Below are 17,622 nucleotides of genomic sequence, written 5' to 3' on the forward strand. Positions count from 1 at the left end.
TCGGTGCGCAACATCTGCGCCATCGCCTCGGGGACGGCGAACCGGCCGTACACGGACCCGAGCCGGTAGGCGCTGTTGCCGCCCGCCCCGGCCGTGGGGCCGCCGCGCGCGTGTTCGAGCGAGCCGAGGAACGGCAGCCGGCCGATCCGGGCGATCCCCTCGGCGAACGACCCCACCAGCTGCGGGCGGGTGCGCGAGGGCATCGCGACGACGGCGATCGGCCGCGTCCGCCACCCCCAGCCGGCCAGGACGTCGACGGCGCCCCGCAGGACCTCCTCCGGCACCGGGGCGTCCTCCCGGTCCAGCAGGTCCCGCAGGACGGTGCCCCACCCGAGGTCCGTCAGGCGGGCGAGCGCGCGACCCTCCTCGGCCTGTGACTCGGGCGCGATGCGCCCCTTCACGGGCACGCCCAGCCGGTCCATGCCCGAGGGCCACATGCGACGGGGCTCGATCGGCACACCGGTGCGGCGCAGGGCGGCCTCCGCGCGCTCCCGCGCCGCCCCGTCCGATCCCGTCGGGTACCAGGGGCCGGCACAGACGTCGCAGCGGCCGCACGGCGCGGCGGTGGGGTCGTCCAGGGTGCGGGCCAGGAACTCCATGCGGCACCGGTCCGTGGTCTGGTAGTCGAGCATGAGCCGCTCCTCGGCCCGGCGCGCCTCGGCCACGCGGGCGTACCGCTCGGCGTCGTACGTCCACTCCCGCCCGGTGGCGCGCCAGCCGCCGCCCACCCGCTCGACCGCCCCGTCCACGGCGAGGACCTTGAGCAGCAGCTCCAGGGTGGTGCGCTTGATCCGCACGGCCGGCTCGAGCGCCGCCACGGAGAGGGCCCCGCCGTGGTCCGCGAGCGCCCCCAGCACGGCGCGCGCCTGCTCCTCGTCCGGCATGGAGGCGGTGGCGAAGTACTCCCAGATGCGACGGTCCTCGGGCCCGGGCAGCAGGAGCACGTCCGCGTGGTCCGTCCCGCGGCCGGCACGGCCGACCTGCTGGTAGTACGCCACGGGCGAGCCCGGCGCGCCGAAGTGCACCACGAACGTCAGGTCCGGCTTGTCGAAGCCCATGCCGAGCGCCGAGGTGGCCACGACGGCCTTCACCCGGTTGGCCTTGAGGTCCTCCTCGATCTCGGCGCGCCGCTCCGGGTCCGTGCGGCCCGTGTAGGCGACCACCTCGTGCCCCGCCTCGCGCAGGGCGCGCGCCGTGTCCTCGGCGGCGGAGACGGTGAGGGCGTAGACGATCCCGGAGCCCGGCAGGTCCCCGAGGTGGTCGAGGAGCCAGGCCAGGCGCGCGGCCGGGCTGGGCAGGCGCAGCACGCCCAGGCGCAGCGAGGCGCGGGCCAGGGGGCCGCGGAGCACGAACACATCCTGCTCGGAGGCAACGCCGAGCTGCTCCACCACATCCGCCACCACACGGGCGTTGGCCGTGGCGGTGGTGGCCAGCACGGGCACCGCGCGCGGCCCCTCGGCGGGAAGCAGCCCGATCAGGTCCCGGATGCGGCGGTAGTCCGGCCGGAAGTCGTGGCCCCAGTCGGAGATGCAGTGGGCCTCGTCCACCACGAGCAGGCCCATGCGCGCCACGAGGTCCGGCAGCTGCTCGTCCCGGAACCGGGGGTTCGTGAGGCGCTCGGGCGAGATCAGCAGCACGTCCACCTCGTCCGCCGCGAGCCGGGCCCGGACCTCGTCCCACTCCGTGGCGTTCGCCGAGCTCACGGACACCGCGCGCACGCCCGCCCGGGCCGCGGCCGCGACCTGGTCCCGCATGAGCGCGAGCAGCGGGGAGACGATCAGCGTGGGCCCCGCGCCGCGGGCGCGCAGCAGCAGGGAGGCCACGAAGTACACGGCGGACTTGCCCCAGCCGGTGCGCTCCACCACCAGGGCGCGGCGGCGGTGGGCCACGAGCGCCTCGATCGCCTCGAACTGCCCGTCCTTGAATCGCGCGTCCGGCCGGTCCACGAGCCGACGCAGGACGGCCAGGGCCTCCTCGTGCAGCGCGGTGTCGCCCCCCGGCACGGAGGTCTCGGGGAGGCGGGGGCCGGCGTCGGGGTGCGAGGTGGCGTCCATGGCGTCAGTATGCCAACCGGCCCGGACACCGCAGGCGCGGCGGCGCCGTGCACCGGTGGGATGATGGCGGGATGAAGCTGAGCGCCTACACCGACGTCTGCCTGCGTGTGCTGATGACGCTCGCGGCCGCCGAGGGGGAACGGCTCACCAGCCAGCAGATCGCGGACCGGATCCAGGTGCCCTACAACCACGTGATCAAGGCGGTCGCCGAGCTGCGTCGCCGCGGGACCATCGAGGTGCTGCGCGGTCGGCACGGCGGGGCCATGATCGCCGCGGCCGGTCTGGACCAGCGTGTGGGCGAGCTCGTGCGCTCGCTGAGCAGCCGCGACGAGGTGATCGACTGCGCCGGGCGCGACTCCGGGGTGGCGTGCCCCTACGCCGGCGACTGCCGCCTGCGCGGCGCCCTGCACCGCGCACGCGAGGCCTTCCTCGCCGAACTCGACACCGTGCGGATCCGGGATCTGGTGAGCGCTGGGCCTGTCGGCGGCCCCGTGCTGCTGGGCCTGCCGGAGATCCCCGTGGCGCACTGAGGGAACGAGCCGGGGGCGAGTTCCCGACGGCGACGGCCGGGTGTAATCTGGCAAAATCAGCGCAAGATTCCCCACCGAGGAGACGGAGACCCCCGTGCTGTCCGAGAAGTCCCGCCCCGTCATCGAGGCCACCGCCGCCGTCGTCGCCGAGCACATGCCGGAGATCACGCCCCTGTTCTACGCCCACATGTTCGAGGCCCACCCCGAGCTCCTCGACGGCGTCTTCTCCCGCGCCAACCAGCGCAACGGCGAGCAGGCCCAGGCCCTCGCCGGATCCATCGTGAAGTTCGCGGTGCACCTGCTCGAGAACCCGGGCACCCTGCCCGAGGCCGTCCTGTCCCGCATCGCCCACAAGCACACCGCCCTCGGCATCGTCGAGGAGCAGTACCCGATCGTCTACGAGAACCTCTTCTGGGCCATCGGCGAGGTGCTCGGCGACGCCGTCACCCCCGCGGTGGCCGACGCCTGGACCGAGGTCTACTGGCTCATGGCCGACGCCCTCATCAAGATCGAGAAGGGCCTCTACGCCCAGCAGGCCAACGACAGGATGTGGACGGATTGGAAGGTCGTCGCGAAGGAGCCCACCGGCAACGCGGCCGTCACCTTCCGCTTCGAGCCGGCCGACGACACCCCGCAGACCCGCGGCAAGGCCGGCGGCTACGTGTCCGTACGACTGAAGGTCGAGGACGGCCTGCGCCAGTGCCGCCAGTACTCCCTCTCCGAGAAGGCCGGGTCCGCCACCGAGCGCGTCATCACCGTGAAGCTGGACGAGGGCGGCGAGGTCTCGCCCGTGCTCATCCAGAACGTGGAGGTCGGCGACGTCATCGAGCTGTCCAACCCCTACGGCGACATCACCCTCGAGGACGAGGACTCCACCGCTCCCCTGGTCCTGGCGACCGCCGGCATCGGCATCACGCCGGCCGCCTCCATCCTGAGCTCGCTGGCCGAACAGGGGTCCGACCGTGAGGTCGTCGTCCTGCACGCCGATGCCTCCCTGGAGTCCGTGGCCCTGCTCGGGCAGCTCACGGAGTCGCTCTCCGCGCTGCCGAACGCCCAGGCCCACCTGTGGCTCGGCGTGGCCCCGGAGCAGGCGCCCGAGGGCATCACCGTCCACGAGGGCCGCATGGACCCCTCCGAGATCGAGCTCCCCTCCGGCGCCGAGGTCATCCTCTGCGGCCCGCTCGCGTTCATGCAGTCCACCCGCTCGAAGCTGATCGACGCCGGCGTGCCCGCGACGTCCATCCGCTACGAGATCTTCGGCCCGGACCTCTGGCTCGCCGCCTGATCCGGCCCTCCTCCGGACGTCGGGTCTCAGCCCCGGCCGGCCGCCCGCCGCGCCCCGGCGACCAGCAGCAGCGTGGCCCACATGCCCAGCAGGAAAGGCCAGGTGAACACCGGGATCGCGGTCTCCACCAGCACGTGCTGGAAGGCCAGGCTCAGCGCCACGCCGACGACGACGAGCGGCACCCGCCGTCGCCAGCCGCCGAGCCCCTGGACCACCGCGCCGAGCGCGATGGCGACGAGCACGGAGTTGTACCCCCACAGGCCCGTGGACACGTCCGTGAGCTCGTGCCCCACGATGAGACGGGCCGCGGCGAAGGAGGCCACCGCGCCGAACAGCCCGTAGAGCCCCACCCGCCAGGACCCCACGAAGAGGGCCGCCAGGATCAGCGCGCCCGGGAGGGCGCCGTCCGCCAGGACCACCTCCGCGAAGCTGTTGAGCAGCCCCAGGCCGAGACCGGGCCACGGGGACCCGGATGAGGTCAGCGGGGCGGAGGGCCCGGCGAGGTCGGCCGTGAGGAGGGTCAGCATGCCCGCGGTCAGGCAGAACGGGGCGGTGGACACCGGGAGTCCCGCGGAGCGCAGGGGCCGGGTCGCGAAGAGCCGGGCCACGAGCACGTGCACGGGGACGCAGGCCGCGGCGCCGACCACCGTGGCCAGCACGGCTGTGAGGGGGGTGGGCGCGAAGACGAGCGCCGCGGCGGCCCCCACGAGCGCGCCGTTGTAGCCCATGATCCCGTGCCGCGCCTCGTCACCGAGCACGACCGCCCGGGCCCGCAGGTCGTCCTCGGTCTCGTCGGGGTGCCGGACGGCCGAGCACAGCGCCTGCATGGCGGAGCCCAGTGCCGTCGTCACCGCCGCCCAGGGGTGCATCAGCGCCAGGGCGCCCAGGATCAGCGCGCCGCTCAGGGAGTTCTCCAGGAAGAAGATCTGGGACACCCCGCGCAGCACCGTGCGGAGGGCCGTCCCGAGGGGGCGCGGCGCACGGGGGGATCGGGACGGGGCCGTGGTCGACGTCGTCATGCCGCATCCCCCACGGGGCGGACCCGGCCGTGCCGGTGCTCGAGCAGGGCGGCGCACAGCCAGATGAGAGCGAAGACGCCGACGAGCGCCAGTCCCGCGTGGCCGAGGTCCACCTCCGCCAGCCAGGTCGTCACCGGGTCCGTCAGACCCAGCAGCTCATGGACGAACGCGCCGAGGGTGAGCACCGCGATGAACAGGGCCGAGACCGCGGACACGGAGGTGACGACGAGGTTGAAGCGGCGTCGGCGCTCGGACTGCTGCAGAGCGCTCGAGTAGAGCCGCATCATGCCCAACCCGTTGGTGGTGTCGCAGAGCGTCATGGCGGCGGTGAACGCCACCGGCAGCGCCAGCAGGGTCACCAGGGGGATGCCGGCGGCGGAGACGGACACGGCCAGCAGCAGCAGGCCGATGGTCGTGGCCGTGTCGAAGCCCAGGCCGAAGAGGAACCCGATGACGAAGATGTCCCGCGGGGAGCGCACACGGCGCAGCGGGGCCCGCAGGAGGCGCGTGACCAGACCCGTGGGCTCCTCCGCCGGGCCCGGATGCCGTACTGCGGACGCCCGACGCAGCCGCAGCGCCGAGACGCCGTTGTACACGCCGAGCAGCAGCAGGTAGCCACCGGACACGCCGGTGCCGATCAGTCCGAGCACCCGGTTCGCCGGCGACCCGTCGGCGAAGGCCCCCTGCATGAGCCCCGCCCCGGCGACGGCCAGGACCGCCGCGAGCGTCACCACGAGGGAGTGGCCCAGGCTGAACGCCAGGCCCACGCCGGCCGGGCTGCCGCCCTCGGAGACGAACTTGCGCGTCGAGTTGTCGATCGCGGAGATATGGTCCCAGTCGTAGCTGTGCTTGAGCCCCGCCCCGTAGGCGGTGACGAGCGCGGCCAGGAGCACGGGCGAGGGCGACGCTCCGCCGTACCCGCCCAGCAGCAGCGCCGCGGCGAGGACGTGGAGCGCCACCACCACTGCGTAGACGGCCGCCACCCGCACCCGGAGCGGTCGCTCTGGGGCGGCTGTGCTGTGGGGCGTCACGGCGGTCGGGACGGCATGGCTCATAGGGGGTCCTCCTCCTCGGCGGGCACGGATGATGGGGTGGGTCAGTACTTGCGCAGGGCGAGCGGGGACTGGTCCCGCCAGCGGGCACGGAGCAGGTCCGCGAGCGCGTGGTGCAGGGCGGTGATGCGGGCGGTGGAGGCGGCGAGGGAGCGCACGCTCACGCAGTCCACCCCGTGGGCGCGGCCCGTGCCCGCCCGGGTGATGCCGGAGACCGTGTCCGAGGCGTCGACGATCTCCGTGAGCTCGGCGACGAGGTCCGCGTCCAGCCGACGGTCAGCGACCAGCAGCTGCCCGGTGTGGGAGTGGCCCTCGAGCATGCCCATCCCGGTCAGGCCCTGACCCTCCGCGGGGTGGAGCCGGAGCTGGTCCACGACGAGCCGGCGGGGGTCCCCGCCGGGATCGACGGTCACCTCCGTGCGCATGCCGAGCCGGTCGTAGCGGAACGGCTCGGCGGTGGGAGACCACCCGGGGGTGATCACCTCGGCCAGCAGCACGGAGGCGGAGGGGTCCATCACCACGCGGGTGTCCTGCAGATAGGACCCGCCCCGGTACACGATCAGCTGGTCGGGCACGTACTCGAGGACGGCGCCGGGTCCCAGCCGCAGGGTCATGTCCTGCCGGGCGGGGCCCTGCGGGGTGCGGTAGACCTTCGTGGCGGACTGCGTGGTCAGCAGCAGGGAGGCGTCCTCCTCGACGTCGACCTCGATCCCGTACCGGTCGGCGCCGAAGTAGGCGCCGCCGGGGTTGATCACGGTGTAGGAGACCTGCCCGGACCGGTCCAGGTAATGGGGGCGCAGCACGCGCAGCGCCCCCTGGTGGAACTGCCGGGCAGCCACGGAGCGGCCGCCGCGGACGGCGACGCGCAGGCGCAGCTCGCCGGTGAGGCCCTCAGCCAAGGTCTGCCATCAGCACGTCGTTGCGGATCCAGTCCATGACGACGTCCAGGCCCTCGTCGGTCTTGAGGTTCGTGAAGGCGAACGGGCGGTCCTTGCGGAACACCTTCGAATCGGACTCCATGACGGACAGGTCGGCGCCCACGTACGGGGCCAGGTCCGTCTTGTTGACGATGAACAGGTCCGACTTGATCATGCCCTGGCCGGCCTTGCGCGGGATCTTCTCACCCTGGGCGACGTCGATGATGTAGATCGAGAAGTCGACGAGCTCCGGGCTGAAGGTCGCCGAGAGGTTGTCGCCGCCGGACTCCACGAAGATCACCTGCAGGTCCGGGAAACGGGCCTTGAGCTGCTCGATGGCCGCCTCGTTCATGGAGGTGTCCTCGCGGATGGCGGTGTGGGGGCAGCCGCCCGTCTCGATGCCCACGATCCGCTCCTCCGGGAGCACCGAGGTGCGGGAGAGGATCTTGGCGTCCTCGATCGTGTAGATGTCGTTGGTGATGGCGGCCATCGAGATCTCCTCGCTCATCGCGCGGGTGAGGCGCTCCACGAGCTGGGTCTTGCCGGCCCCCACGGGGCCTCCGATGCCGATGATCACGGGATCCATGGTGTTCTCCTTCTGTGTGTGTCGGTGGTGCCGGGCCGTGCCCCGCGCGGGGCACGGCCCGGTGCGGTGCGCGGGCCGCTCAGCTCATGAACATGCGGGCGCGCTGCCGCTCGTGCCGCATCTGGGCGATCTCCAGCCCCGGGGCGATGGCCCCGAGGTCGTCGGGGTGGAGGCCACGGGAGACCTCGACGGCCCGCAGGACCCACTCCTGGGCCCGGCGGACGACCCGCTGGCCCGCGTCCTGGCCCAGCGGGATGCCGCGGACGGCGTTCTGCGTCAGCGACATGACGGAGGCGTACAGGTGCGCGGCCACCGCCTCCTCGACGGGCACCCCGATCTCCCGGGCGATGACGCCCCAGACGAGGGCCTGGTGGGCGTCGAGCGTGCCCGCCTCGACCCCCTCGTGGTAGCGGCGGACCCAGTCCCCCGGGTAGGCGGGGGCGCCGATGCGCAGCAGTCGCCGCCCCATCGTGCGCCCCGCCTCGCGGATCTGGGCGGGGAGCGCCTGCGCGGTGACGAGCTCGTCCAGGTCCGCGACGGAGTCGAAGTCCTCCGCCGCGTAGACCAGGCGGACCGCCAGCGCGTCCGTGAACGTGAGCTGCTGCTCCACGAACATCTCCAGCCAGGCGGCGAAGTCCTCCTCGCCCTCGACCCGGCCGTCGCTCATGTAGGTCTCCAGGCCCAGGGAGTGGCTGAAGGCGCCCGTGGGCAGCGCGGAGTCCGTCAGCTGCAGCATCCCCAGGAGGGCGACGCCGGACGGGACGCCCGGCGTCGCCGTGGGGGTGGTCCCGGCCATGTCAGTGGGTGTGCTCGGCATGGCGGAAGGGCACGTCCATGACGCGTTCCTGCCGCTCGTGGGGCACGTCGTGGGCGCGCAGGAAGTCCTCGACGGTGTGGTCGTACTGCACCACCATCGCGTCCCGGCCGAAGGGCCCGTCCGCGTCGAAGAACTGGGCCGGCAGGTGCCGGTTGCCCAGGCTGTGCGCCACGAACGCCATCTCGCGCAGCGATCGCGCCGAGATCACCAGCACGTCCGTGGACAGCACGCGCACGATCACGGCGTTGCCGCGCTCGCCCTCGTCGTCCACGGTCAGGATGTCGCCGTCCCGCAGGTCCGGGGACCCGGCGGGCAGACGCAGCCCGTACTCGTTGCCGTGGTCGGTGCGCAGCCGCTGGATGCGCTTGACGAGGGCGGAGCCCTCGAGGTGCACCTGCTCCCGGTGGCGGTCGCCCACTAGGGCGGCGCCGGCGTCGTCGTGGACGTTGCCGAGGATCTCGGTGACGATCATGCGGTCCCCTCTCTCAGAACAGGAAGTAGCGCTGGGCCATGGGCAGGACGTCCTGCGGCTCGCACGTGACGGGCTCCCCGTCCACGCGGACCTCGTACGTCTCCGGGTCCACCTCGAGGCGGGGCGTCTCGCCGTTGTGGCGCATGTCCGCCTTGGTGAGGTCGCGGATGCCGTGCACGGCGCGGATGGTCTTCTGCAGCCCCAGGGCGCGCGGCACGCCGGCCCAGATGGACGCCTCGGACATGAAGGTGATGGCAGAGGTGTGCACGGCCTGGCCGTACGCGCCGAATGACCTGCGGTACCAGCGGGGCTGTGGCGTCGGGATGGAGCCGTTGGGGTCGCCCACGACCCCGTAGACCATCTGCCCGCCCTTGATGACCAGGTCCGGCTTCACCCCGAAGAACTGCGGCTCCCACAGCACGAGGTCGGCGAACTTGCCGACCTCTACGGATCCGACCGAGTCGGCGATGCCGTGGGCGATGGCGGGGTTGATGGTGTACTTCGACACGTAGCGCTTGATGCGGTGGTTGTCCCCCGCGGTGCCCTCGTCCTCGGGCAGCGGGCCGCGCTGACGCTTCATGGAGTCCGCGACCTGCCACGTGCGGATCAGCACCTCGCCGACGCGGCCCATCGCCTGGGAGTCGGAGGAGGTCATGGAGAAGATGCCCATGTCCTGCAGGACGTCCTCGGCCGCGATGGTCTCCTGGCGGATGCGGGAGTCAGCGAAGGCCACGTCCTCCGGCAGGTCCGCGTTCAGGTGATGCGCCACCATGAGCATGTCCACATGCTCCTCGACCGTGTTCGTCGTGTACGGCAGGGTCGGGTTGGTGGAGGCGGGCAGGATGTTCGGGTACTGCGCCAGCTCGATGATGTCCGGGGCGTGGCCGCCGCCGGCGCCCTCGGTGTGGAACGTGTGGATCACGCGGCCGTCGATCGCGGCGCGGGTGTCCTCCACGAAGCCGGACTCGTTGAGGGTGTCCGTGTGGATGGCCACCTGGACGTCGTACTCGTCCGCCACCTGCAGGGCGGTGTTGATGGACGACGGCGTGGCGCCCCAGTCCTCGTGGACCTTCAGGCCGATGGCGCCGGCACGGATCTGCTCGGCCATCGGGGAGATGGAGGAGCCGTGGCCCTTGCCGAGCAGGCCGAAGTTCATGGGCCAGTGCTCGAACGAGCGGAGCATGGTGTGGATGTTCCACTCGCCGGGGGTGATGGTGGTGGCCTTCGACGACTCGGAGGGACCGGTGCCGCCGCCGATCATGGTGGTCAGACCGGAGGAGAGCGCGGTCTCGATCTGGTCCGGGCTGATGAAGTGCACGTGGGTATCGATGCCGCCGGCGGTGAGGATCTTGCCCTCGCCGGAGATGACGTCGGTGGCCACCCCGATCACGATGTCTACGCCGTCCATGGTGTGTGGGTTGCCGGCCTTGCCGATGGCCACGATGTGCGCGTCGCGCACGGCGATGTCGGCCTTGTAGATGCCGGTCCAGTCGATGACCACGACGTTGGTGATCACCAGGTCGGGGACGCCGACGTCGCGGACGAGCTGGCTGTTCTGGCCCATCCCGTCGCGGATGACCTTGCCGCCGCCGAAGACGGCCTCCTCGCCGGGCGTGGTCAGGTCCTCCTCGACGACGGCGAACAGCTCGGTGTCCGCCAGGCGGATCGCGTCGCCGGTGGTGGGTCCGTAGAGGCTCGCATACTGCTCGCGGCTGATCTCGAAGCTCATGGTGTGTGTCCTCTCTGCGGACTCAGCGGGTCTCGTTGTCGAAGCCGGCGCGTTCCTTCAGCGGCGACGGGGCGTCGCCCGCGGCGGACTCGTGACGGGCCGGGATGGCGGGAGCGGCGGGCGCGGCGTGGAGGCCGGCTGCCTCGTGGGGGTCGAGCGAACCGTCGACCATGTCCCGGAAGCCGTAGACGACGCGGTCGCCGCCGAGGGGGATGAGCTTGACGGTGGTCTCGTCGCCGGGCTCGAGCCGCACGGCGGTGCCGGCCGGGATGTCCAGGCGGCAGCCGAGGGCGGCCTGACGGTCGAAGTCGAGGGCGCGGTTGGCCTCGGCGAAGTGGAAGTGCGAGCCGACCTGCACGGGGCGGTCGCCCCGGTTGGTGACGGACAGCTCGACAGCCTCGCGGCCGCGGTTGCAGACGACGGGGGCGTCGGCGAGGACGTACTCTCCGGGCTTCATGGTCTCCTCCTGGGTCCGGTTCAGCGGATGGGGTCGTGGACGGTGACGAGCTTGGTGCCGTCGGGGAAGGTCGCCTCGACCTGGACCATCGAGATCATGTCGGCCACGCCCTCCTGGACGTCGTCGACGGTGAGGATGGTGCTGCCCCAGCTCATGAGGTCGGCGACGCTGCGGCCGTCGCGCGCGCCCTCCATCAGCTCATAGGTGATGATCGCGATCGCCTCCGGATGGTTCAGCTTGAGGCCGCGCTGCTGGCGACGGCGCGCCAGGTCGGCGGCCACCACCACCAGGAGCTTCTCGAGGTCCTTGGGCTGCAGATGCATGTGTGCTCCTTCATGAGGTGTGCCCGGCGGGGTCGGAACGGCCCACGTACGGGCACATGGGTCTGCCATGAGTTTGGTTGACACGAGTTATCAGGCGGCGGCAGCCGCCTGGACTGATTGAACCATCTCGAACTCGACAGGGGTGAGCTTCCCGAGACGGGCCTGCCTACGACGGCGGTGATAGGTCCGCTCGATCCAGCTCACGATCGCGAGCCGGAGCTGGTCGAAGGACTGCCAGCGCCGCCGGTTCAGCACGTTCTTCTGCAACAGCGCGAAGAAGGATTCCATCGCCGCGTTGTCCCCAGCAGCACCGACCCGGCCCATCGACCCGACCAGGCCGTTGACCCGCAGCGTCTCCACGAATCGTCTGGCTCGAAATTGCGATCCTCGATCCGAATGCACCCGGCAACCCTGCACCTCGGCCTTGCCTCCACGCCGGGCCAGAGCCATCTGCAGGGCATCCACAGCCAGCTGCGAGCTCATCCGCCGATCGATCGAGTAGCCCACGATCCGGTTCGAGAACACGTCCTTGACCGCGCAGAGATAGAGCTTGGAATCCCCGGCCCAATGCTCCGAGATGTCCGTGAGCCACAGCTGGTTCGGCTTCTCAGCGCGGAACTCACGACGAACCAGATCATCATGAACGGCAGGGCCAGGACGCTTGCCCGAGCCGCGACGGAACCAGTGGCAGCAGCGGACCTTCACGAGCCGACAGGCCTTCAACACCTGATGGTCCGACACGGACAAGCCACGGCCGCGGAGCTCATCAGCCAGGAACCGGTATCCGAACTCCGGGTCATCGGCATGGGCATCGAGGACGGCGTTGGCGGCATGCGCGTCGGACCATTCCCGCTCGCTGACAGGTTCGGCCAGCCACTGGTAGTAGGCCTGACGGGAGAACCCGAGGACCCGGCAGGAGAGTTTCACGGGAATCCCGTCGCGGGCCAGGTCCTTCACGACGGGATAGCTCATTGTGGGGACTGGCCCAACTTCAGGTTCGCCTGCGACAGATACGCGGCGGCGCGGCGTAGGACCTCGTTCTCCATCTCCAATTCACGGTTGCGGCGCTTGAGAGCCTTCAACTCCTCGTTCTCAGCCTTGGTGATGCCGGGCCGGATCCCGGCCTCGACATCATCCTGGGCCAGCCAGCGCCGTAGGCAGGAGGCGGCGATGCCGAAGTCCTTCGCGACCTGCGCGATCGGCATCTGACCCTTACGGGCGATCGCGACCACGTCCTGGCGGAACTCTCGGGGGTATGCAGCGGGCATGAGGACATCCTTCCAGCAGTCCCTCCCGGGACCACAGATCAGATGTCAACCAAACTCACGGCAGACCCCATTTATACGCCTCGTTTCCTGGGAGGAAACCGAACGAGATTCTGAGAGGACGTCCACGTCAGAGCAAGAGCGCAGGAAATCCGGCGGCAGTGGGAGACGGCTCACCCACCCCGGCGTCACCCCGGGCGCGACGACGGCCCCCCACCTCAGCGCGGAGGTGGGGGGCCGTCGTGGTCGGCCGGGCCGGTCAGGCCTGGGCGAACCGCCGCTTCTGGGCCTCGAAGCGGTCGCGGATGGCCTGCGGCAGGGACTCGCCGAACCGGCCGAGCCACTCCTCGATGAGCTCGTTCTCCTCGGCCCATTCCGCGGCGTCGACCTTGAGGGCGTCCTCGAGGTCCTCGGCCGACACCTCGAGGCCGGACAGGTCGAGCGAGCCCGCGGCCGGCACGAGGCCGATCGGGGTCTCCTCGGCCTCGGCCTTGCCCTCGAGGCGCTCCACGACCCACTTCAGGACGCGGGAGTTCTCGCCGAAGCCGGGCCAGGCGAAGCCGCCGTCGCGGTTGCGGCGGAACCAGTTGACCAGGTAGATGCGCGGCAGCTTCTCCGGGTCGGCCTTGCCGGACTCCCTGACCCAATGGGCCAGGTAGTCGCCGGCGTCGTAGCCGAGGAACGGCAGCATGGCCATCGGGTCGCGGCGCACGACGCCCACGGCGCCGGCGGCGGCCGCGGTGGTCTCCGAGGAGAGGGTGGCGCCCTTGAGGATGCCGTCCTCCCAGTCGAAGGCCTCGGTCACCAGCGGCACGGTGGTCTTGCGGCGGCCGCCGAACAGGATGGCGTCCAGCTTCACGCCCCGCGGGTCGCGGTACTCGTCGGCCAGCATGTCCGTCTGCTCGATGGGCGTGCAGAACCGGGAGTTCGGGTGGGCGGCCGGGGTGCCGGACTCGGGCGTCCAGTCGTTGCCGCGCCAGTCGGTGAGGTGCTCGGGGACCTCGTCCGTCATGCCCTCCCACCACACGCCGCCGTCGTCGGTGAGGGCGACGTTGGTGAAGATGGAGTTGCCCTTGGAGATCGCGCGCATGGCGTTCGGGTTGGTGGACCAGCCGGTGCCGGGGGCGACGCCGAAGTAGCCGGTCTCCGGGTTGATCACGCGGAACTCGCCGTCCTTGCCGGCGCGGATCCAGGTGATGTCGTCGCCCAGGGTCTCGGCCTTCCAGCCCTCGATCGTGGGGTCGATGAGGGCGAGGTTGGTCTTGCCGCAGGCCGAGGGGAAGGCGCCGGTGATGTGGTAGGACCGGCCCTCGGGGTTGGTCAGCTTGAGGATCAGCATGTGCTCGGCGAGCCAGGCCTCGTCCCGGGCCATCACGGAGGCGATGCGCAGCGCGTAGCACTTCTTGCCGAGCAGGGCGTTGCCGCCGTAGCCGGAGCCGAAGGACCAGATGGAGCGCTCCTCGGGGAAGTGCACGATCCACTTGGTCTCGTTGCACGGCCACGGCACGTCCTGCTCGCCCGGCTCCAGCGGGGCGCCCACGGAGTGCACGGCCGGCACGTAGAAGGCCTGCTCGCGGGACATCTTGTCCAGCACGTCCTGGCCGATGCGGGCCATGATGCGCATCGACAGGACCACGTAGGCGGAGTCGGTGATCTCCACGCCGTACTTCGGGTCCTCGGCGTCGAGGTGGCCCATCACGAACGGGATCACGTACATGGTGCGGCCGCGCATGGCGCCGGTGAACGCGTCGTCGAGGATCCCGTGCATCTTCGCCGGGTCCATCCAGTTGTTGGTGAAGCCGGCGTCCTCCTCCTTCTCGGAGCAGATGAAGGTGCGGTCCTCCACACGGGCGACGTCGGCGGGATCGGAGAACGCGGCGAAGGAGTGGGGGAACTTGTCCTCGGCCAGGCGGGTCAGGGTGCCCGCCGCCACGAGCTCGTCCGCGAGACGGTCGCGCTCCTCCTCGGAGCCGTCGACCCACTGGACGGAGTCCGGCTGCGTCAGCTCTGCGATCTGAGCGACCCACTCGCGCAGCTGGGCGTAGTCCGTGGGCGCGTCCGCCAGGGCGCGATCCGCGAACGAGGTGGTGGCGTTGTCAGCCATGGTGGAGAGTCCTCCCATTGGGGTCCGGGGCCGTTCCGTCCCGTCCACTCCGATGCGTGCACCGCCGAAGCGCGCACCACATCGTTGTGGCCGCACGGTCCTGCCATGGTACCCGAGCCCGGCTATCATGGCCGCGCCCCCGCCACACCCCCGACTCAGACCACCGCAGACCGTCGATTTGCACTTCGCCGGAGAGGTCCTGTAGTGTTCTACGAGTTCGAGCCGCTCCGGCGGATCGGATGATGCGCCCATAGCTCAGCTGGATAGAGCGTCTGTCTACGGAACAGAAGGTCAGGGGTTCGAATCCCTTTGGGCGCACGATCGGAAGGCCCCGCTCCTGCTGGAGCGGGGCCTTCGTCATGTCGGCGCGCCTCTGCCACGCGCGCCGCCGCGGAGGTCAGCGCCCCGGAACCACGAAGTGCGTCAGGGCGGCGTCGCGGCCGTCGAGCTCGGCCCACGGCTTCTCCACCCGGAACACCTGCATCCCGAGCGTCGGGTAGTGCTCGCTCATGCGCAGCGCCGCATCCTGGTCCGAGTCCAGGCTCATCAGCCGCATGCCCAGCTCCTGCACCCACGGCATGTGGCCCACCACCAGCAGCCGTCGCGTGGTCTCCTCCGTCTCGTTGACGACGGCCAGGGCCCGCGCCGCGTCGGCGCCGTAGAGCCGCGGGTCCAGGTAGGGCGTGGGTGCCAGCTCGCCCAGGCGCTCGCACACCCACACGCACGTCTGACGGGTGCGCAGCGCATCGGAGCACACGACGGCGTCCGGGACGAGGTCGTGCTCGCGGAGCCAGTCGCCGGCGGCGGGCGCCTGGGCGTGGCCTCGCTCGGCGAGCGGGCGGGCATGGTCGTCGGCCGCGTCGGGCCAGCCGGCCTTGGCGTGCCGGAGGACGATCAGGGTCTTCGCGTCGGCGGTGCTCATGCGGCCAGGCTACGGCGACGGCCCCCGCTCGGGTGAGCGGGGGCCGTCGCCGGACACGGGCGGGCGCAGGTCAGATGCAGTACTCCGGCGCCGCCCACACGACCACCTCGGGGTGGCGGTAGAAGCGGTAGCCCTGGCCGCGCACGGTGCGCACGGTGTTCGCGAGGCGGCCGAGCTTGGCGCGCAATCGGCGGATGTGCACGTCGATGGTGCGCTCGTTGGGCACCTCGTCGGCGTTGCGCCACAGGGCGTCGAGCAGCTCCTCGCGGCCGACGGTGCGCTCACCGTTCTCCACGAGGTAGTTCAGGAGCTCGAACTCCTTGAAGGTGAGGTTCAGCGACTCGCCGTCCAGCTGCACCTCGCGCCGGGACAGGTCGATCAGCACACCGGGCTGGCGCGTGGACACGGGGGCCGGCGCCTGTGCCAGGTCGGGACTGGCACCGCCCTGCACGGTCGGATCGCCGAGCACCTGGCGCACGACCTCGAGGTCGCGGCCCTCGGCCCCGGCGGGGGCCAGGGCGACGGCGGCGTGCGACTCCGCCCCGGGGACGAGGGACTCCACGTAGTGGCGCAGCTCGTTGGCCAGCCGCGTGAGGGAGGTGCCGGCGGCCGAGGCGGCCAGCTCGTCCATGCCCACGTAGATGACGAACCCGCGGGCCTCGTTCTCCCGGGCCACCGCCTGGGGACCCGGGATGCCGTTCGGCGCCAGGACCGGCGTCGGTGCCGTCTGGGAGTCGGGGGCGTCGGTGCCACCTGCCAGCCGCAGGCCTGCGCGGGCCTGGCCTCGGCGGGACATGCCGTCGGCCCGGCGCTGCGCGTTGCGGACGGAGATGTGCACGTATCCGGCGGACTGACCCATGGCCACCACTCCTCTTTCGGCTCATGGCCCCTCCACCGCTCGGTCGATGCGGCGGACGAGGCGTCACATGACAAGAATGTGACTTCACCGAGGGGACTGGCAAGTAACGTTCGCGCTTTTGTCTCACTATTTGAGAGAAAGAGTTCTGAATGTGCTCAACATCACTATTCGCGGATCGGAATAGCGTCGCGCGGCCGGTCGGCTCGCCCGCGCGACTCTTTCATTGTTCAACAGGGCAGGGCGCGGCGCAGGACGAGCGAGTATGCGGAATATTTATGCAGGCGACTTCCAGGTTTTCCATGTGACGCCATGATGACGGGTCACAGCAGGTCGTGACGTCCACTAGATGGACGACACATTCACGGCCCCGCTTGACGCCCCCGCCGGAGACGCTCCCGTGAGACGACCACGGCCCCCGCCGGGTGGGGGCGGGGGCCGTGGTCGTCTCGTGGCGGACGCGGAGGTCCGATCAGGTCATTCCGCCAGGCCGTAGAGCCGGTCGCCGGCGTCACCGAGGCCGGGGACGATGTAGGACCGCTCGTCCAGGCGCTCGTCGACGGCGGCCAGGTACAGGTCCACCTCGACGTCGCCCAGCGAGGCCTCCAACCGCTCGATGCCCTCGGGCGCTCCGAGCAGGCAGAGGCAGGTGACCCGCGCCGCGCCGCGCTGGTAGAGGAAGCGGATGGCCTCGATCAGCGTGCCTCCCGTGGCCAGCATGGGGTCCAGGACGAACACGTGACGCCCGGACAGGTCGGCGGGCAGCCGCTCCGCGTAGGTGACGATGTCCAGCGTCTCCTCATTGCGGGCCATGCCGAGGAACCCGACCTCGGCGGACGGCGCCATCTTGGTCATCCCCTCCAGCATCCCGAGCCCCGCGCGCAGGATCGGCACGACCAGCGGACGCGGGCGGGCCAGCCGGAAGCCGGTGGTCTCGGTCACCGGGGTCTCGATCCGCACCTCCTCCATGGCCACGTCGCGCGTCGCCTCGTAGGCGAGCAGCATCACAAGCTCCTCCGTGAGCTGCCGGAAGATCATGGACGGGGTCTTCTTGTCCCGCAGGACGCTGAGCTTGTGGGCCACGAGCGGGTGGTCGACGATGTGGACGCGCATGGCGCCCACGGTACCGCCCACGCGCGCCCCTCCGCCCGTCCCCGTGCCCGCGGGGGCGCCGACACCGCCGCTAGGCTGGCCGCGTGTCCGCCCCCGTCCCCTCCCCCGCGCCCACGGCCGA

Annotated in this window: 17 protein-coding genes and 1 tRNA gene; 3 read left to right on the top strand and 15 right to left on the bottom strand. The window is 71.3% G+C overall.

The annotated features are described in order from the left end of the window. The coding region (locus D8M29_RS02815) for an ATP-dependent DNA helicase RecQ (RefSeq protein WP_148111511.1) at nucleotides 1-2,054 on the bottom strand (2,054 nt) is incomplete at its 3' end. Between the two features lie 71 nt (nucleotides 2,055-2,125). Between D8M29_RS02815 and D8M29_RS02820 the strand changes: the two genes are divergently transcribed. Together D8M29_RS02820 and D8M29_RS02825 are read left to right on the top strand one after the other, a co-directional pair. Beyond that, on the top strand, nucleotides 2,126-2,584 hold the full coding sequence (locus D8M29_RS02820) for an Rrf2 family transcriptional regulator (protein WP_002858036.1): 459 nt from the start codon (nucleotides 2,126-2,128) through the stop codon (nucleotides 2,582-2,584). A gap of 94 nt (nucleotides 2,585-2,678) precedes the next feature. Continuing rightward, nucleotides 2,679-3,869 carry a globin domain-containing protein gene (locus tag D8M29_RS02825; protein WP_127435093.1) on the top strand — a complete coding sequence of 397 codons (1,191 nt, stop codon included), beginning with the start codon at nucleotides 2,679-2,681 and terminating at the stop codon, nucleotides 3,867-3,869. Between the two features lie 26 nt (nucleotides 3,870-3,895). Here the strand turns inward: D8M29_RS02825 and D8M29_RS02830 are convergent, their stop codons facing one another. The 11 genes from D8M29_RS02830 to D8M29_RS02880 all read right to left on the bottom strand — a co-directional run bounded on the left by D8M29_RS02830 (nucleotide 3,896) and on the right by D8M29_RS02880 (nucleotide 14,610). Then, complete coding sequence (locus D8M29_RS02830) at nucleotides 3,896-4,888, bottom strand: urea transporter (RefSeq protein ID WP_036339813.1); 993 nt, start codon at nucleotides 4,886-4,888, stop codon at nucleotides 3,896-3,898. After that, complete coding sequence (locus D8M29_RS02835) at nucleotides 4,885-5,943, bottom strand: HoxN/HupN/NixA family nickel/cobalt transporter (protein ID WP_036339816.1); 1,059 nt, start codon at nucleotides 5,941-5,943, stop codon at nucleotides 4,885-4,887. Before D8M29_RS02835 ends, D8M29_RS02830 begins: the two co-directional genes overlap by 4 nt. A gap of 41 nt (nucleotides 5,944-5,984) precedes the next feature. Further along, nucleotides 5,985-6,839 (bottom strand): urease accessory protein UreD, encoded by an 855-nt coding sequence (locus tag D8M29_RS02840; protein WP_127435092.1) that lies wholly within the window; start codon nucleotides 6,837-6,839, stop codon nucleotides 5,985-5,987. Further along, the gene (gene ureG / locus D8M29_RS02845; RefSeq protein WP_002854154.1) at nucleotides 6,832-7,443 is read right to left on the bottom strand and encodes an urease accessory protein UreG; all 612 of its coding nucleotides are present in this window, start codon (nucleotides 7,441-7,443) and stop codon (nucleotides 6,832-6,834) included. Before ureG ends, D8M29_RS02840 begins: the two co-directional genes overlap by 8 nt. A 79-nt stretch (nucleotides 7,444-7,522) precedes the next feature. Then, the gene (locus D8M29_RS02850) at nucleotides 7,523-8,239 is read right to left on the bottom strand and encodes an urease accessory protein UreF (protein ID WP_036339822.1); all 717 of its coding nucleotides are present in this window, start codon (nucleotides 8,237-8,239) and stop codon (nucleotides 7,523-7,525) included. Nucleotide 8,240: 1 nt separating this feature from the next. After that, nucleotides 8,241-8,732, bottom strand: a complete 492-nt coding sequence (gene ureE / locus D8M29_RS02855; RefSeq protein WP_002854147.1) for an urease accessory protein UreE — start codon at nucleotides 8,730-8,732, stop codon at nucleotides 8,241-8,243. 13 nt (nucleotides 8,733-8,745) lie between these two features. Then, nucleotides 8,746-10,461, bottom strand: a complete 1,716-nt coding sequence (gene ureC / locus D8M29_RS02860; protein WP_087113711.1) for an urease subunit alpha — start codon at nucleotides 10,459-10,461, stop codon at nucleotides 8,746-8,748. A gap of 22 nt (nucleotides 10,462-10,483) precedes the next feature. Then, nucleotides 10,484-10,918, bottom strand: a complete 435-nt coding sequence (locus D8M29_RS02865) for an urease subunit beta (RefSeq protein ID WP_010079478.1) — start codon at nucleotides 10,916-10,918, stop codon at nucleotides 10,484-10,486. A 20-nt stretch (nucleotides 10,919-10,938) separates the two neighbouring features. Next, entirely contained in the window at nucleotides 10,939-11,241 is a 303-nt protein-coding gene (locus tag D8M29_RS02870; RefSeq protein WP_002854142.1) for an urease subunit gamma, read from the bottom strand. A 90-nt stretch (nucleotides 11,242-11,331) separates the two neighbouring features. Further along, nucleotides 11,332-12,509 (bottom strand): IS3 family transposase gene (locus tag D8M29_RS02875; protein ID WP_370450142.1). Its coding sequence is split into 2 segments (ribosomal slippage): nucleotides 11,332-12,246 and nucleotides 12,249-12,509, totalling 1,176 coding nucleotides; the frame shifts between segments, so codons are not numbered across the junction. A gap of 256 nt (nucleotides 12,510-12,765) precedes the next feature. Next, on the bottom strand, nucleotides 12,766-14,610 hold the full coding sequence (locus D8M29_RS02880; protein ID WP_036339834.1) for a phosphoenolpyruvate carboxykinase (GTP): 1,845 nt from the start codon (nucleotides 14,608-14,610) through the stop codon (nucleotides 12,766-12,768). Between the two features lie 244 nt (nucleotides 14,611-14,854). On the opposite strand from D8M29_RS02880, the gene D8M29_RS02885 reads away from it, so the two are divergent. After that, nucleotides 14,855-14,928 (top strand) — tRNA-Arg (locus D8M29_RS02885). 79 nt (nucleotides 14,929-15,007) lie between these two features. Here the strand turns inward: D8M29_RS02885 and D8M29_RS02890 are convergent. From D8M29_RS02890 to upp, 3 genes are all read right to left on the bottom strand, one after another. Then, nucleotides 15,008-15,532: a histidine phosphatase family protein gene (locus D8M29_RS02890; RefSeq protein ID WP_002854135.1), complete on the bottom strand. Its 525-nt coding sequence runs from the start codon at nucleotides 15,530-15,532 to the stop codon at nucleotides 15,008-15,010. Nucleotides 15,533-15,602: 70 nt separating this feature from the next. After that, the gene (locus D8M29_RS02895) at nucleotides 15,603-16,391 is read right to left on the bottom strand and encodes a winged helix-turn-helix domain-containing protein (RefSeq protein WP_036341497.1); all 789 of its coding nucleotides are present in this window, start codon (nucleotides 16,389-16,391) and stop codon (nucleotides 15,603-15,605) included. A 474-nt stretch (nucleotides 16,392-16,865) separates the two neighbouring features. Continuing rightward, nucleotides 16,866-17,501: a uracil phosphoribosyltransferase gene (upp, locus tag D8M29_RS02900; protein WP_010079486.1), complete on the bottom strand. Its 636-nt coding sequence runs from the start codon at nucleotides 17,499-17,501 to the stop codon at nucleotides 16,866-16,868. Nucleotides 17,502-17,622 lie beyond the last annotated feature (121 nt).

Origin of the sequence: Micrococcus sp. HSID17227, from assembly GCF_003989405.1 — a bacterium.
Taxonomy (GTDB): Bacteria; Actinomycetota; Actinomycetes; order Actinomycetales; family Micrococcaceae; genus Micrococcus; species Micrococcus luteus.

Coding starts and splice junctions, on each gene's coding strand:
- D8M29_RS02820 (WP_002858036.1), top strand. CDS start 2,126: ATGAAGCTGAGCGCCTACACCGACGTCTGCCTGCGTGTGCTGATGACG.
- D8M29_RS02830 (WP_036339813.1), bottom strand. CDS start 4,888: ATGACGACGTCGACCACGGCCCCGTCCCGATCCCCCCGTGCGCCGCGC.
- D8M29_RS02835 (WP_036339816.1), bottom strand. CDS start 5,943: ATGAGCCATGCCGTCCCGACCGCCGTGACGCCCCACAGCACAGCCGCC.
- ureG (WP_002854154.1), bottom strand. CDS start 7,443: ATGGATCCCGTGATCATCGGCATCGGAGGCCCCGTGGGGGCCGGCAAG.
- D8M29_RS02850 (WP_036339822.1), bottom strand. CDS start 8,239: ATGGCCGGGACCACCCCCACGGCGACGCCGGGCGTCCCGTCCGGCGTC.
- ureE (WP_002854147.1), bottom strand. CDS start 8,732: ATGATCGTCACCGAGATCCTCGGCAACGTCCACGACGACGCCGGCGCC.
- ureC (WP_087113711.1), bottom strand. CDS start 10,461: ATGAGCTTCGAGATCAGCCGCGAGCAGTATGCGAGCCTCTACGGACCC.
- D8M29_RS02865 (WP_010079478.1), bottom strand. CDS start 10,918: ATGAAGCCCGGAGAGTACGTCCTCGCCGACGCCCCCGTCGTCTGCAAC.
- D8M29_RS02870 (WP_002854142.1), bottom strand. CDS start 11,241: ATGCATCTGCAGCCCAAGGACCTCGAGAAGCTCCTGGTGGTGGTGGCC.
- D8M29_RS02880 (WP_036339834.1), bottom strand. CDS start 14,610: ATGGCTGACAACGCCACCACCTCGTTCGCGGATCGCGCCCTGGCGGAC.
- D8M29_RS02890 (WP_002854135.1), bottom strand. CDS start 15,532: ATGAGCACCGCCGACGCGAAGACCCTGATCGTCCTCCGGCACGCCAAG.
- D8M29_RS02895 (WP_036341497.1), bottom strand. CDS start 16,391: ATGGGTCAGTCCGCCGGATACGTGCACATCTCCGTCCGCAACGCGCAG.
- upp (WP_010079486.1), bottom strand. CDS start 17,501: ATGCGCGTCCACATCGTCGACCACCCGCTCGTGGCCCACAAGCTCAGC.